The 16,856-nt window shown below is 32.2% G+C and carries 11 protein-coding genes; 6 read left to right on the top strand and 5 right to left on the bottom strand.

What is annotated here, in order from left to right; translation table 11 throughout:
* Positions 1-68: 68 nt before the first annotated feature.
* The 5 genes from AC4FRF_RS08640 (at position 69) to AC4FRF_RS08620 (ending at position 7,476) form a co-directional block, all read left to right on the top strand.
* The gene (locus AC4FRF_RS08640) at positions 69-779 is read left to right on the top strand and encodes a DUF4369 domain-containing protein (protein WP_491159089.1); all 711 of its coding nucleotides are present in this window, start codon (positions 69-71) and stop codon (positions 777-779) included.
* Positions 780-961: 182 nt separating this feature from the next.
* Positions 962-5,026 (top strand): response regulator, encoded by a 4,065-nt coding sequence (locus tag AC4FRF_RS08635; protein WP_491159088.1) that lies wholly within the window; start codon positions 962-964, stop codon positions 5,024-5,026.
* Entirely contained in the window at positions 5,023-5,835 is an 813-nt protein-coding gene (locus AC4FRF_RS08630) for a CheR family methyltransferase (protein WP_491159087.1), read from the top strand. The genes AC4FRF_RS08635 and AC4FRF_RS08630 overlap by 4 nt, the downstream gene beginning before the upstream one ends.
* Positions 5,832-6,395 (top strand): chemotaxis protein CheB, encoded by a 564-nt coding sequence (locus AC4FRF_RS08625; RefSeq protein ID WP_491159086.1) that lies wholly within the window; start codon positions 5,832-5,834, stop codon positions 6,393-6,395. The genes AC4FRF_RS08630 and AC4FRF_RS08625 overlap by 4 nt, the downstream gene beginning before the upstream one ends.
* Positions 6,379-7,476, top strand: a complete 1,098-nt coding sequence (locus AC4FRF_RS08620) for a sensor histidine kinase (RefSeq protein WP_491159085.1) — start codon at positions 6,379-6,381, stop codon at positions 7,474-7,476. Before AC4FRF_RS08625 ends, AC4FRF_RS08620 begins: the two co-directional genes overlap by 17 nt.
* A 37-nt stretch (positions 7,477-7,513) precedes the next feature.
* On the opposite strand, the gene AC4FRF_RS08615 is transcribed toward AC4FRF_RS08620, so the two are convergent.
* The 4 genes from AC4FRF_RS08615 to gyrB form a co-directional block, all read right to left on the bottom strand.
* Positions 7,514-9,031: a T9SS type B sorting domain-containing protein gene (locus AC4FRF_RS08615; protein WP_491159084.1), complete on the bottom strand. Its 1,518-nt coding sequence runs from the start codon at positions 9,029-9,031 to the stop codon at positions 7,514-7,516.
* Positions 9,032-9,209: 178 nt separating this feature from the next.
* Entirely contained in the window at positions 9,210-12,182 is a 2,973-nt protein-coding gene (gene secDF, locus AC4FRF_RS08610) for a protein translocase subunit SecDF (protein WP_491159083.1), read from the bottom strand.
* A gap of 223 nt (positions 12,183-12,405) precedes the next feature.
* Positions 12,406-13,341 carry a malate dehydrogenase gene (gene mdh / locus AC4FRF_RS08605; protein ID WP_491159082.1) on the bottom strand — a complete coding sequence of 312 codons (936 nt, stop codon included), beginning with the start codon at positions 13,339-13,341 and terminating at the stop codon, positions 12,406-12,408.
* A 90-nt stretch (positions 13,342-13,431) separates the two neighbouring features.
* A complete protein-coding gene (gene gyrB, locus AC4FRF_RS08600) occupies positions 13,432-15,375 on the bottom strand; it encodes a DNA topoisomerase (ATP-hydrolyzing) subunit B (RefSeq protein WP_491159081.1) in 1,944 nt (647 codons plus the stop codon).
* A gap of 202 nt (positions 15,376-15,577) precedes the next feature.
* Between gyrB and AC4FRF_RS08595 the strand changes: the two genes are divergently transcribed.
* Positions 15,578-16,036 (top strand): RNA methyltransferase, encoded by a 459-nt coding sequence (locus tag AC4FRF_RS08595; RefSeq protein WP_491159080.1) that lies wholly within the window; start codon positions 15,578-15,580, stop codon positions 16,034-16,036.
* A gap of 20 nt (positions 16,037-16,056) precedes the next feature.
* Here AC4FRF_RS08595 and AC4FRF_RS08590 read toward each other — a convergent pair whose 3' ends face one another.
* Entirely contained in the window at positions 16,057-16,668 is a 612-nt protein-coding gene (locus AC4FRF_RS08590; protein WP_491159079.1) for an outer membrane beta-barrel protein, read from the bottom strand.
* Between the last annotated feature and the right edge of the window lie 188 nt (positions 16,669-16,856).

Here is a 16,856-nt window from a genome sequence, read left to right as displayed (position 1 = left end):
AAACAGTATAAAACTATAACTTCGGTTTTTCAACTATTTTCTTTACTTTGCACAAAATAACATTACTAATGAAAAAATCAATTCTTGCATTCGTTGCACTATTATTAATTGCATCATGCAACAAAAAAGAACACAAAGGTGATTTACATATCTCAGGAAATGTAAAAGGATTAAAAGAAGGAACTCTTTATATTCAAAAAGTAGTTGATACTGCTTTAGTAGCTATCGACACGATTAAAATTGATGGAAATTCGCATTTTGAAAGCGATATTGATTTAAAATCTCCTGAAATGCTTTATTTGTTTTTAGACCGAGGTGTAAGCAATTCATTAGACAATAATTTGATGTTTTTTGCTGAGCCAGGTATAATTAACATTGAAACAAATTTAGACGCATTCCTTTCGGGGGCTAAAATTACAGGTTCAAAAAATCAAGATTTGTACGAAGAATATAAGAAAACCTCAGCCAGATATAAGGATGAAAACTTAAACTTGATAGAACAAAAATTTAAAGCTATCAAAAGAAAAGATGCTGTAGCTATAGACAGTATCACGCAATTACAAGACTTAAATATGAAACGTAAATATTTATTTGCAGTAAACTTTGCTATGAATAATAAAGATCACGAAATTGCACCTTACATAGCATTAGCCGAAATTTATGACATCAATATCAAATATTTAGACACGATTCAAAATGCAATGTCACCAAAAGTTGCTAAATCCTATTATGGAAAAAAATTGACCAATTATATTAGCACAATTAAAAAAACAAACTAGGTTTAGCCCATTTTACAAAAATAAACATCAAAGCATTTCAGTTATTTAGTTGAAATGCTTTTTTGTTTCTTACAGAAGAATTATTTTTATCCTAATTTTAAACAAAACGCCCCTTTTATTTAAAACAAAAGAAGCTTTAAATTAAAAAGTAACCCAAAAGCGTCCTTAACCTACTACAAATTATGTGGAAAAAATTATCCTTTAAAAAACAATTAATCCTGATTCTTCTAGTTCCTATTTCAGGATTGTTGTATTTTACCCTTTCAGATATAAAAAATACCTATCAAAAGTTTTCTAGAATTGAAAACAGTACGCAAAACATAAATGATATAGCGCATTTCTCTAATGCTATTATGTTAGTTAGTGATGAACGAATTCTTAACGAATACTCAAAGTACGACCCAAGTAAAAACCCCGCGTTTAAATTACAAATGACCAAAACATTGGATTGGTTTTCTTCTTTTAAAACAACCGATACAATTGTACTAAAAAAATTAAAAGAAGCTAGAGAAATCTTAAATGAAATTCATTATAAAACAGAAAACTCAACAATTACATCTGTACACACATTTAATGATTACACAGCTATAAATAATATCTTTAATAATTTAATTGAACGTGAAATTGTAGCCTGTGACAATGCCAACCTATCCAAATTAGCTAATAATTTTAAATCGTATGTTGATTCAAAAATGGCAGCAAACTTGATTAGAGGTATAACATTTGACAAATTAGCAGATGACAGTATTCACGCAGATTTATACGGATATTATGACAATGCAAAAACCATTAATACAAATGCTGATTTCAAATTAGAAACAAACAACACACTTAACACAAATAATGAAATAATTGCATTTAAAAATTCTACTAACTTTCAATCATTTTTATCTACTTCAGAATCTATCCTGAATGACAAAAATAAAATAACACCTGAAGCATGGTGGCAACAATCAACTATAATAAATAACAAAATCAATGATTTAAAAATCAACAAACTAAATCAGATTATTGAGTTTGCAAAACTTGAAAAAAAGCAAACTATCAACGATACAATTATTGCCATTGTGTTGCTGAGTTTATTACTCATTATAACTGGATTTTCAGTATATAATTTAATTAATACGACTTCTAATTCTTTAAATATAATTGCAACTAAAATTCATAAAATAGCCATAGGTTACACGGATTTTCAACACATCCTTTCAGGTAATTTAGAATTAGATTCTATTAGAGAATCCTTGAAAAAACTAACTGATTCAATCAAAGAACAAATTAGTTTAGCCACAAAAATTAGTTCAGGAAATTTTGGTGACACTATTGAATTAAGAAGTGAAGCTGATACTTTAAACGCATCTTTAAACACTATGTCATTAGAGTTAAAGCGTTTTAATGATGAATCAATAGCAAATAGTTTACTAGAAAAGAACATTATCCAAGTTAATAAAGCAATTATTGATTCTAAAAGCATTCAAGATTTTGGCGAGAATCTGTGTAAAGTTTTAAGCAATCAAACTAAGGGTTGCCAAGCTACTTTTTACATCACCGATTATATTGAAAATCAAGACAACCTAATTAAAATTGGCAGCTATGCCGATGACAATAGTAGTCCTAAAATTATTGCTGCGGGAGAAGGATTAATTGGTGAAGTTGTAAAACACGACGAACAAAAATGCTACAACAATCTAACAAAAGAGTATTCATATCTATCATCTTCTTTGGGGAAAGCTCCTATTTACAATGTTTTAATCACACCAGTTTCCCACAAAAATGCAGTAATTGGAGTTATCGAAATAGGTTCTTTAGAAAACTTTACTGAAAGTGATCAAAAACTATTGAACACCTTAAAAGACTCTTTAGGAAGTGCTATTGAGGTATTTATTAGAAACGAGGAATTAAAAATTTCTATTGAAGAAATTAATCGTAAAAACAATATTTTACAAGTTCAAGAAGAAGAACTGCGTCAAAATAACGAAGAACTTAACAAACACACTTTATTACTACAACAATCAGAAGAAGAGCTCAAAAACCAAGCCGCCGAATTAGAGCAAACCAATGCCTATTTAGAAGAAAAAAGTAGAGAACTCGAAACCAAAAACCACGAAATTGAGAAAAAGAACAACGATCTAATCATTGCTCAAGAAGAATTGAATGTTAAATCGGAAGAAATTGCGCAAGCTAGCAAATACAAATCCGAATTTTTAGCCAATATGTCCCATGAATTAAGAACACCTCTTAACAGTATCTTGATTCTTTCGGATTTATTAAAAGACAATACAGCTGGAAATTTAACCAATTCTCAATTAGAAAATTTATCGGTAATTAATACCTCTGGAAAAGACCTATTAAACTTAATTACTGACATTTTAGACATTTCAAAAATTGAAGCTGGAAAGGTCGAAATCTATCCTGAAAACACCGTTTCTGAACGAATATTTTCAGATATGGAAGGACTTTTCAGGCCGCAGATGCACAAAAAAGAAATTCAATTTAAAACAACCATTACGGATAGCTGCCCAAGGGAAATATTTACCGATGTGGGCAAAGTAGAACAAATTCTTAAAAACTTCTTATCTAATGCTTTAAAATTCACTCCAAACGGTGGAACGGTAGCCATGACTTTTGATACTCCAAAAGAAAACTGGGAATTCACTAATCCTGAACTAGCTTCATTAGCAAATCAGGAGATTTTAGCCATTGAGATAAAAGATAGCGGTATAGGAATTTCTGAAGAAAGCAAGAAAAAACTATTTCAGAGCTTTCAACAGGCCGATAGTTCAACGAGTAGAAAATATGGTGGAACGGGTCTAGGTTTATACATTTCAAAACAATTAGCGTATCTATTGAATGGAGAAGTCTATTTTGATAGCCAACTAAATAATGGAAGTACTTTTGGTGTTTTAATACCAATCAAGCATCAAGGAACTAACAATATGCCTAGTATTAGTATTCCAACACCAGTTGTAGAAAGCGTCAAAGAAGAGCAAATTGAATCAGAATACCCAAAACCAAACGAGGAATTAGTTGACTTATCAGCTAACATCAATGATGATAGACACAAGGCTGATATTGATGACAAAACGGTTTTAATTATTGAAGATGACCCTTCTTTTGCAGAGGTTTTACTTCAGGTAGCACACAACAATGGTTTTAAAGCCATTATTGCGCATCAAGGCGAAACTGGTTTTCAATACGCCAAAAAATACAATCCTAAAGCCATTATTCTAGATATGAAATTACCTGGAATTGATGGTTGGACAGTGTTGAAATGGCTCAAAGAAGATGCTGAATTAAAACACATTCCAGTACATGTTATGTCAGGAATGAAGCGAGAAAAATTAGCCAAAGAAATGGGAGCTTTTGATTTCTTAGTAAAGCCTATTACCCCCGAAAAACTTAAAAATGCATTTCTTTCTATCGATGAAGAAATCAATAAAGCATTTAAAAAAGTATTGATTTTAGAAGACGATGAAAAATTAAATTATTCTATCAAACAATTGCTTCACGCCAATGACAAAAATACCATTTGCCTCCAAGCTTATTCTAGATTAGAAGCCGAAAACATTTTAACCAATGTTGAGGTAGACTGTGCCATTATAGATTTAGGTTTACCCGATTCAGATAACATAAAAGCTATTTCTGAATTGAAAAAAATCTCAAAAAACAAGAACATAAAAATCATTATCAATACAGGTAAAACGCTAACAGATAATGAGCAATTAGAACTTGAAAAAAATGTGGATAGCATTGTAATCAAAACCAATAATGTTACGGAGCGATTAAAAGATGAAATTCTTCTGTTTTTAAACAAAATAGAAACTACTGAAAACACGGAATACAAAACGGCTCCTAACTTATCAGGCGGAGAAATTTTGAAAGACAAAAACATCTTAATCGTTGATGACGACATCAGAAATATTTATGCACTTTCAGCTGCTTTATCCAGTAAAGGCGCTATTATTACAACAGCATTTAATGGTTTTGAAGCATTAGACGCCTTAGAGGAACATCCAAATTTTGATATTGTTTTAATGGACATTATGATGCCTGAAATGGATGGATTTGAAGCCACTAAAAAAATTAGAGAAAATATAAAATGGAAAAACCTGCCTATTATAGCTTTGACTGCCAAAGCAATGAAAGGTGATCGAGATGAAATTATAAAAGCAGGAGCTTCTGACTATCAATCTAAACCAATTGATATTCAAAAACTCATTGCATTAATCAGTATTTGGATATACAAATGATAACATTAAACGAATTGGACGAATTGCTTTTTACCATTAAAAAACAATTTGATTACGACTTTTGCGATTATTCTAAGGCGTCAATGCTTAGAAGGATTCATCGTTTTATGGACATCAATAACATGAAAAATGGGGTCGATTTGAAATTTGAACTCATTAACAATCCAACTATTTTTCAAAATTTCATCAATGAAATTGTGGTGAATGTAAGTGAATTTTTTAGAGACCCCAGTTTTTTTAAAGCTTTACAGCAAAAAGTTTTCCCATATTTAGATAGCTATCCTAAAATTAATATTTGGAGTGCTGGCTGTTCTTTTGGAGAGGAAACCTATTCCTTAAATATTCTTTTAAAAGAGAACAATCTGTTTTCCAAATCCAGAATTTATGCTACCGATATAAGCAGCAATGCAATAGAACGTTCTAGAAAAGGAATCTATGACAATACTAATTTTAAAGATTACACTAAAAACTATTATGAATGTGGAGGAAAACAGTCCTTAAACAGCTATTTTGTTTCTGATGAAAGACATTCGATGATTCACTCCGAATTAAAGCAAAACATCTTGTTTTCGAATCATAATTTAGTTGCCGATAGCGTTTTTAAAGAATGTCAATTGATTCTTTGTCGTAATGTTTTGATTTATTTCAATAGCAATTTACAAAATAAGGCTCTGGAACTTTTTTACGAAAGTTTGCCTATTCATGGTTTTTTAGCCATTGGAAAAAAAGAATCCTTACGATTCAGTTCGGTATATGAAAATTTCAAAGAAATTGACCGTGAAGAAAAAATATATCAAAAAATAAAATGAAACCAGAAATTATAATAATAGGTGGCTCTGCTGGGGCATTTGACTCTATTTTGTCTATTTTGAAAAATTTAGACAAAAAGATAAACACACCTATTGTTATCATTTTACATCGATTAAAAAATACCAATTCCTCATTTGAAGAAATTTTACAAAGAAACACGCATTATACGGTAAAAGAAATTGAAGATAAAGACAAAATTGAATCTGGTTTTGTTTACACCGCTCCTGCTAATTATCATGTACTTGTAGAAGAAGACATGACTTTTTCATTAGACGCATCAGAACTGGTTAATTTTAGCCGTCCTTCTATAGATGTCACTTTTGAATCTTTCGCTGTTGTAGCCAAAGAAAAATGCTGTGGAATATTGTTATCAGGTTCCAATCAAGATGGTGCTATAGGATTAAAAAAAATTGCCGAATACAATGGAAAAACATATATACAAGACTGTACAGAAGCTGAATTTGCAATCATGCCAAAGGCAGCTAAAAACATATACAACAAGCATCAAGAATTAAATACCACAAACATTATTAAAGCATTAAATGGTGAATACAAATAAAAAACATACTCTATTATTAATTGACGATAAACCCGCAAATTTAATCGCTCTAAAAAGCATGCTGGAAAAACCAGATAGAGAAATTATTACCTGTAATTCTGGAAATGAAGGTCTACAAATATTACTTAAAGAAAGAGTTTCACTAATATTAGTCGATGTGCAAATGCCCGAAATGGATGGTTATGAATTTGTTGAAATAACCAAACAACATCCTAAAACGGCTAACATTCCTACCATATTTGTAACTGCCATAAGTGACGAAGCCAAATACATTAATAAAGCCTATGATTTAGGCGCCATTGATTTTTTGTTTAAACCTTTAATTACCGAAATTACTCGTAAAAAAGTAGATTCCTTTCTAAAAATTTGGGATTATGATCAAGAATTAAAAAACTTGAATGAAAGATTAGTCGCTAAAAACGGGGAATTGGAACAATTTGCAAACATTATTGCTCACGATTTAAAATCGCCACTAAACAATATCAAATCCTTAATTGAATTTATCGAAGAAGAACATTTAATGGATGTTACAGAAGAAGCTACCGACTTATTTGACATGGTTAAGACTTCGGCTATGTCCATGTCTAAATTAATTGATGATTTACTGCATTATTCTAAAAACGTTGAAAATAAAGAAGGAAAAGAATCCATCAATATCCTTAGCGAAATTAATACTGTACTGAAATTAATTAATCCAAGTAGTAATATTAAAATTTACAAAGAAAACTTAAACCATAAAATCAGTTTTCAATCGGTGGCGTTTAAACAAATCATTCAGAATTTATTATCGAATGCCATCAAATACAACGACAAAGACATTACCGAAATCACTATTTCATATAAGGAAGAAGAAAAGCAAATAGCAATAAGTGATAACGGTCCTGGAATACCCGAAAATCAATCCGAAAAAATATTCCAAATGTTTTATACCCTTGGACAGTCTTCAAGAGGGGAATCAGGCACAGGAATGGGATTGAATTTAGTTCGAAAATTAGCTGAAAGAAACGAAGTAAAAGTGCATTTTAATCCAAAATATCAAAATGGTTCCGAGTTTATTATTTCCGAATTAGAACCTGTCTAAAACAAAAAAGGAATTGCTAATTGCAATTCCTTTTTTATTATCTTTTTAATGAAAAATGGGATTTAAATTCTTTTACCACATTATTTTCTAAATAATGAATAACAAACCAATAATCATCGGCAGGCATATAATGTCCATTGTAAATACCATTCCAACCATCACTATTAGGACTAATTTGTTTGAGAAACTTGCCATAACGATCAAAAATCCGAATATAAGCCGAAGGTTGTGTACTTAATTCTTTTATATTCCAATAATCATTATAGCCATCGTTATTAGGAGTAAAATACTTTGGGTAATTCACTACTAAAATATCGGTTTTGGTTATTGGCATACTACAACCATCCTGATCAATTACCGTAACCGAGTGCAAACCTGCAGAAACATATTCAAATACAGCGCTGGATTGAAATGGCCCGTCGTCTAATTTATACAAATAATTACCTCCAGGGCTAATTGCTGAAATAGTTATTTTTTGATTCTCAGCAAAAGCTTCTGTTACTGTCCAAGTAAAATCGGTAAGTACATCCGAAGGAATAACTGTAACATCAATAGTTTGGGGTGCAGCACACTGACCGGTATCAGGTGTAAAAGTATAAGATCCACTGTTTATATTATCAACAACAGTAGGATTCCAGGTTCCGGTAACTCTGTTTGGAGAAGTTGTTTCCAAGACAGGCACGTCACCTCCGGAACAAATAGTAAAATCACTAAAACCTGGACTATCAGGATTAACAACAACTGTCAAAGAGCCCTTACTACAATTAGCACCAAAAGGTGTAAAGACATAATTTTTTGTTATTGTATTATCTACGGTTGGTGGATCCCAAGTTCCACTAACGCCTTCTTTAGAATATTTGGGCAAATCAGGAGCTGGATCACCTTCACATATCGGATTAACAGGATCAAAAGTAGGAGTAAAAGAATTTGGACAAGGCGCCCAGCAAGTTTGCACTGATAGATCACAAGGATAAGCAGTATGCCATAATGTTAATGTAATCTCATTTCCAGGTTGTAATTGTGGTTGAGGTATGTATAAATGACTTGGTTGAGTACTCCCATCAATTGGAACTCCTTCATTAATTGTATAAAAATAAGAATATTGATTACTAACACTAGGTGTATTATTCCAAGAAAATCCACTTTGAGGACCTATTGCCGGTGATCCTGATCGAGGAGTTCCACTTAAATTAAAACACTTAAGATCTAAAATACTTGAACCGTTATCCGCAACAGTAGTAACATCAATTCGAGCACGATTTCCTTCACCTCCAGCAATCGTTTGACTCACATAATAAGATATTGTCCCTACAACCGCTGTAGAAGGGGTTGGAGCTATAGAAGAAGGAGTACCTCCTGCACTACTGGTGCCGTACCAATTTAATGTTCCACCAGGAGAAGCTGTTGCAGTCAAAGGAATTGCAACACTATTTTGGCAATAATAAATAGGCGAGGAAACTGTAGGCGTTGGCGTTGGTGTTTGAGCTAACATATTCGAAGAAAACAACAAATCAACAAAGCCGACAAACACAAATAAAAGTAGATTCTTTTTCATTGTACAAATTTTAAAAAAAGATTTGATTTGGGGTAAATCTTATTATTAGGTAAATATATTAAAAAAGCAGCCTTTAGTAAAATTTTAAGAAAACATAATCACCACTAAAGTGAGTTATTGAATTAATCGCAAAAAAAAGACCCGGCAAAACCGGGTCTTAAAATAATATCGTAAAAAATTAAGCTTCTTTATGTTGCTCTTCAATTTGTTTTTTATCATCTAGTGAAATACAATCTACCAATACCGGAGTTGCAATAAACAAAGATGAATACGTTCCAACAACAATACCTACAAGCATTGCAAAGATAAATCCTCTAATTGATTCCCCTCCAAAAAGGAACATAATTAACAAAACTCCAATCATAGTCAATGAAGTATTGATTGTTCTTGACATTGTTGAATTAATAGATTTATTTACAATTTCAGAGAAAGTTCCTTTTGTTTTACCATCTAAGAACTCACGAACTCTATCAAATACAATTACTGTATCATTCATAGAATATCCAATTACCGTAAGGATTGCTGCAATAAAGTGTTGGTCAATTTCCATTCCGAATGGCATGAACTTATAGCATAATGAATAGATACCTAAAACAAAGATAACATCATGCGCAACCGCTGCAATAGCACCTAAACCATATTGCCATTTTCTAAAACTAATTAATAAATACAAGAATACAATAATCATTGCTCCAAGTACTGCCCAGTAAGCATTTGTTTTAATATCCTCTGCTACTGTTGGACCAACTTTTGATGCTTGAAGAATACCTAATTTTTTACCATCATAAGCATTTACAAACTTAGCATAAGTCATATCAGAAGTATAGTGATGTTTCAATGTTTCAAACAATACTTTATTTACTTCTTCATCAGCTTTCGTACCATGCTCTGCAACTTTATATTTAGTTGTAATTTTTAATTGATTGTCATTACCAAAGATTTTCACCTCTGCACTTCCATCAAAAACTTTAGCCAACTCAGCTTTTACTTCTTCTGTTCCAATAGCTTTTTCAAAACGAACTTGGAAAGTTCTTCCTCCAACAAAATCAACACCCTGATCCAGTCCATTTGTAGCTAGAGAGAAAACACTAACTACTAATACAATTGCAGAAAAGATATAAGTAATCTTTTTAACTTTTAAGAAATCAAAATGGAAATTAGTAAAGAAGTTTTTAGAAAAATTAGTCACAAATGACAAGTCCGCTTTTTTAGCAATATTTTTATCAATAAAAATTCTAGCGATAAAAATAGATGTAAATAAAGAGGTTACAATACCTATTAATAATGTAGTAGCAAATCCTTTAATTGGTCCTGAACCAAAAATGAATAATACTGCTCCAATTAAGATGTGTGTTACGTTAGCATCTACAATAGAACGCATGGCTCCAGTCCAGCTATAAGAAATTCTAACTGCCTCATCTAATGATTTACCATCACGAAGTTCCTCTTTTGCTCTTTCATAAATAATAATATTCGCATCTACTGCAGTACCCATCGTTAAAACGATACCGGCAATACCAGGTAATGTCAATACAGCACCTAAACTTGCTAAGATTCCGAATAAGAATAATAAGTTAACTGCTAATGCAAGGTTAGCATACCAACCTGCTTTTCCATAATAAATTAACATCCATAAAGACACTAATAATAAACCTACGATAGCAGATGTTGTACCATTATCAATCGCTTCTTGACCTAAAGATGGCCCTACTACTTCAGATTGAACAATATCAGCAGCAGCAGGAAGTTTACCCGCTCTTAATACGTTAGCTAAATCGGTAGCTTCTTCGATAGTGAATGAACCCGAAATCTCTGATCTACCACCAGCAATTGGTCCGCTAGAAACACCAGGAGCTGAATAAACGATATTATCTAATACAATTGCAATATTTGATTTTTGAGTATAAGCTCTTCCTGTTAATTCTTCCCAAGTTTTAGCTCCTTGTCCGTTCATTTCAATAGAAACAGATGGTTTTCCTAGCTGATCAAAATTTTGATTCGCACCGGTAACCACATTTCCACTCATTGAAGCTACATTGTCTCTGTTACCTCTTAAAGCATACAAAGCAACTGTTTCAATTTCTTTTCCTTTATTATCCGTATTTTTTTCAACAATACCCCAAACGAATTTTGCATAACGCAATTCAGCTGGCAATAAATTTTTAATATCTTGTCTTTTAAAATAACCGTTAACAACAGCAGTATCTTTTGGAGCAAAAAGAGCCAAAACAGGTCCACCACCTTGACCTACCATTTTATCTAATAAAGGATTATTTCCTTTTTTAGTAGCAGCAGAATCTTTAGCATCTGTCAATAATGCACTCAATGAATCTTTTACAACAGCCTTAGTTTCTGTTTTAGTAACCTCTGTTTTCTTTAATTCTTCGTTAGCAGCCATTAAAAAGTTACCAACTTCTTCAATTTTATAAGTTTCCCAGAACTCTAATTGAGCCGTACTTTGTAATAATTTTTTAATTCTATCGACATCTTTAGCACCTGGAAGCTCCACTAAGATTCTTCCTGATTCTCCTAATTTTTGAATGTTAGGTTGTGTTACACCAAATTTATCAATACGTTTTCTAAGTACACCAAATGCACTTTCTACTGATTCGTCAACTTTTTTTCTGATTACAGCCTTAACTTGGTCGTCAGTCATTTGAAAATCAACTCCACCTTCACCTTGTAAATTTCTGTTTGCAAAAATTTCAGGAGAAGCTAACTTTACTGTTCCTTTTGAATTAGCTTCAAAAGCATCAAAAAACTTTTCTAAATAAGGCTTGTTTCCTTGTAAATCAGCTGTAGCATCTGCTAATGATTTATTAAAAACTGGATTTTTAGAATTATTAGCTAATCCTTTTAAAATATCCTTAACCGAAATTTGAAGGATAACGTTAATACCTCCTTCTAAGTCAAGTCCTTTATTAATTTGCTTGTCACTTACCTCATTATAAGTAAAATCGGTAAAACCTAAATTAAATACTTTTTCTTTACCAATAGAATCTAAATATCTAACTTCTTTTTCAGAGTTACCATTAGCAAAAGCTTTCGCATCGTTTTTTACATTATTTGCGACAAATGTGAATGATAGTTGGTAAATACTTACCAATGCAAATAGAATTGCGAAAAATTTAATAAGTCCTTTATTCTGCATTATTACTAAAAATTAATTATTTTAAATTTATTATTTTGTGTTAAGTCTTCATAAACAAAGACTTAAATAGCATCTATTCCCGAAAATTAAAACAGAATCTACTAAATCTTTTTTTAAACCGAGCAAATATATAATTCTGGTTAAGATTAACCAATTTATTTATTAATTAATCTCAAAAAAAAGACTGCAAAATTGCAGTCTTCACTTTATATGTGAAAAAATGTTAGGCTAAAATGCTTTTCAAAGCTTCATTCATGGTTCGAACAGCATCGGCACTTTTTGCAAACAAGGCTTTTTCATTATCATTTAATTGGATATCGATTATCTCTTCTACCCCATTTTTACCTATAATACAAGGCACTCCTATACAAATATCATTTTGACCATATTCTCCTTCAACGTAAACAGAACAAGCAATCATTCTTTTCTGATCATTCAAAATACTATCAACCAAAAAAGCTACTGAAGCTCCAGGCGCATACCATGCTGATGTTCCTAAAAGGCCTGTTAAGGTTGCTCCTCCTACCATAGTATCGGCAGCTACTTTTTTCAATACTTCTTCTGAAAGAAATTGAGAAACCGGTATTCCATTATAAGAAGCCAAACGCGTTAAAGGAATCATAGTTGTATCGCCATGACCTCCGATAACCATTCCTGAGATATCATTTGCTGGTTTATCTAAAGCAAGAGAAAGATAAGTTCTAAAACGAGAACTATCTAAAATCCCACCCATACCTATAATTCTATTTTTAGGCAAACCAGTAGATTTTAATGCTAAATAAGTCATCGTATCCATTGGATTTGAAACCATTACAATAATTGCCTCAGGAGAATATTTTAAAATATTTTCTACAACAGATTTAACAATACCTGCATTAATACCAATTAATTCTTCACGAGTCATTCCTGGTTTTCTAGGAATCCCAGAAGTAACCACTACCACATCACTGTTAGCAGTTTTAGAATAATCATTAGTAACTCCTATCACTCGGGTATTAAAACCTGTATCAGTAGCACACTGCATAATATCCAAAGCTTTCCCTTCGGCAAAACCTTCTTTAATATCTAACAATACTACTTCACTAGCTATTCCTCGATAAGAAATAACATCTGCACAGGTTGCTCCAACATTTCCTGCTCCTACAATAGTAACTTTCATATTTTAACGTTTATTCGGTTATTTAAAAATTGGTTAACTCCTGCTAATCTACAATTTATTGCTCAAAATAACCACCGAATAAACTATTTTTTATGCATCAATATTAGCATAAACAGCATTTTTTTCGATAAATTCTCTTCGTGGCGGTACTTCATCACCCATTAACATAGAAAAAACACGATCTGCTTCCGCTAAACTCTCAATAGTTACCTGACGCAAGGTTCTGAAATTAGGATCCATGGTGGTTTCCCACAACTGCTCCGCATTCATCTCACCAAGACCTTTATAACGTTGAATATTAGCACTTCCTCCCATTCTTTCGTTAGCCTGATCACGCTGCACATCGTTCCATGCATACTCTTTTTTATTTCCTTTTTTAACTAAGTATAAAGGTGGAGCAGCAATATACACATGTCCTTCTTCAATTAATTCTTTCATAAAACGGAAGAAGAATGTCAAAATCAAAGTAGAAATATGGCTACCATCAACATCGGCATCACACATAATAATTACTTTATGGTAACGCAATTTAGATATATTTAATGCTTTACTATCTTCTTCGGTTCCAACCGTCACACCTAGCGCTGTAAATATATTTCGAATCTCTTCGTTTTCAAAAACTTTGTGATGCATCGCTTTTTCTACATTCAAAATCTTACCTCTCAAAGGCAAAATAGCTTGAAAGTTACGGTCACGACCTTGTTTAGCAGTTCCACCTGCCGAATCTCCCTCGACAAGATACACTTCGCATTTTGCTGGATCTTGCTCAGAACAATCTGATAATTTTCCAGGCAATCCACCACCACCCATAACGGTTTTACGCTGTACCATCTCACGCGCTTTCTTAGCTGCATGACGGGCCTGAGCCGCAAGAATTACTTTTTGAACAATGATTTTAGCATCATTTGGATTTTCTTCCAAATAAGTTTCTACCATTTCACTCACCGCCTGACTTACAGGAGACACAACTTCTCTATTCCCAAGTTTGGTTTTAGTTTGTCCTTCAAATTGTGGCTCTGCAACTTTTACCGAAATAATTGCAGTCAATCCCTCACGGAAATCATCTCCTGCTATATCAAATTTCAACTTATCTAACATTCCGGAAGCATCCGCATATTTCTTAAGTGAACGAGTCAATCCCATTCTGAAACCTTGCAAATGGGTTCCCCCTTCGTGCGTATTGATATTATTTACATAAGAAAAAATATTCTCAGAATAACTGGTATTGTAAATCAAAGCTACCTCAACCGGAATTTCCGCATTTTGATTATCCATTGAAATCACATGCCCAATAATTGGCTCACGGTTTCCATCTAAATAACGAATATATTCTTTCAATCCTTCTTGCGAATGAAAAATCTCCCCTACTGGTTCTCCTTTTTCATCCAGTTCTCTTTTATCACAAAAATGGATTGTAATTCCTTTATTTAAAAATGCCAGCTCACGCATACGCGCCGATAAAGTATCATAAGAATACTCAACAGTTTGTGTGAAAATAGTTGGATCCGGATAAAAAGTAACAATGGTTCCTCTTTTACTGGTATCTCCAATTTGTTTTACTGGATATAATGCTTTACCTCTCTCATATTCTTGTTGGTAAATTTTACCATCACTACTATGAACGGTAGCTGTTAAATGTGTAGACAAAGCGTTCACACAAGAAACTCCAACCCCGTGTAAACCTCCGGAAACCTTATAGGAATCTTTATCAAATTTTCCTCCGGCACCAATTTTAGTCATTACAACTTCTAATGCCGAAACTCCTTCTTTTTTATGAATTCCTACTGGAATACCACGACCATTATCTTCTACAGTAATAGAACCATCTTCATTAATTGCAACACTAATGGTATCACAATGACCTCCCATTGCCTCATCAATGGAGTTATCTACAACCTCATAAACTAAATGGTGAAGTCCACGAACTCCTACATCACCTATATACATGGAAGGACGCATTCTTACGTGCTCCATTCCCTCTAATGCCTGAATACTATCTGCTGAATAATTTCCTTTATTGATTTCTTCGCTCATATATTTTATTCTAAAAATGTAATTTTTTGTCTAACGAACAAATATATAAAAACTGAAACTATATACCGTTAAAAATAACCTTTTAAGCACTTAAGTTATCAACAAAAAATGTCAATTTCGCGCAATAAATCAGAATAAAAGCTATTTTATTTAAACGATTCAAAAACTTGAAAGTTCTAGCAACAGTTTGTACTTTTGTCCTATGAATGATAATTTTATAAATGAATTTTTCGGCATCGGAATTCAAAACGGAAAAACACCGGAAAACCTAGGTGTTTTATGGCGTTCTGCTCAAAACCTTGGCGCTAGCTTTATTTTTACCATCGGCAATCGATACGCTAAACAAGCTTGCGACACTCACAATGCTGTAAAATCGATGCCTTATTTCCATTATGAAAACTTTGATGATTTTTTCAAAAACCTACCTAAAGGCGCTCGCCTAGTGGGTGTAGAATTAGACGATAGAGCAGAAGATTTAGAAACTTTTGAACATCCAAGACGCTGTGTCTATTTATTAGGCGCTGAAGACAACGGACTTTCTAAACAAGCCATTGAAAAATGCCATTCTTTAGTAAAATTCAAATCACATTATAGCTTGAATGTATCGGTTGCAGGAAGCATTGTGCTTTACGATAGAGGGCTTAACAAACCGAGGTCTTAAAACAAATCCAAAAATAAAGATTAATTCCTTCTAAAAATCGACTCCACATTAATTATTAAATTACCATAAGCACCTATATTCTTTGTTTTATATCTGTCCGAATCATAAACAGCTGTAATATTTCGATCAGCAACTATTTCAAAACTAAAATGCTTTGCAAAAGTCACTCCAAATCCAAGTAAAGCACCAAAATTTGATTTTTTAAAGAAATCATCTGCCAAGTTTTGATTAATACTCGATTCTACATCCAAAATATTAGTCATTCTAAACCCTCCTAAAAAATAAACTCCTCTATTATAGTCGTTTTTAACATCAAATTTAGTCAATAAATGAACCTGAACTGTTTTCAACTTCAAGTCTTCAAACAAAAGAGCATAGCCATTCCCTGAATTAACATCATATCTTGACTCTGAAACTTTTCCATAAAACAAATATGACTTAAGCCCAAATCGATTATTCAATCTACGCTCTAAAAAACCTCCAACATTAATTTTACTACCAGCTGCGCCAACTAAAAGATTTTCAGCCTGAACATCATAAAAATTTGAGCCTATCAAAACCCCATAACTATACTCTTGTGAAAAACAATTTGAAACCACAAATAACAATAATATAAATATATATTTCTTCATTTCTTAATCTATTAATAACCCAAAACTTTGCAAACATAAAAAATACAAATCTATATTAAAGCCAATGCTAAATTTAAATCAATACCTAAAATATTTTAAAAAAATAAAAAAATCCAAAACAAACATTTAAAATGCTGTTTGGATTTTTTTTTATTTTCAATTTGCAATTGTTATTGCAATTGATTTTT

It is taken from the genome of Flavobacterium sp. ST-158 (assembly GCF_058309975.1).
Note: the sequence above shows the minus strand (reverse complement) of the source record. Positions and strands in the feature narration are given on the sequence as shown.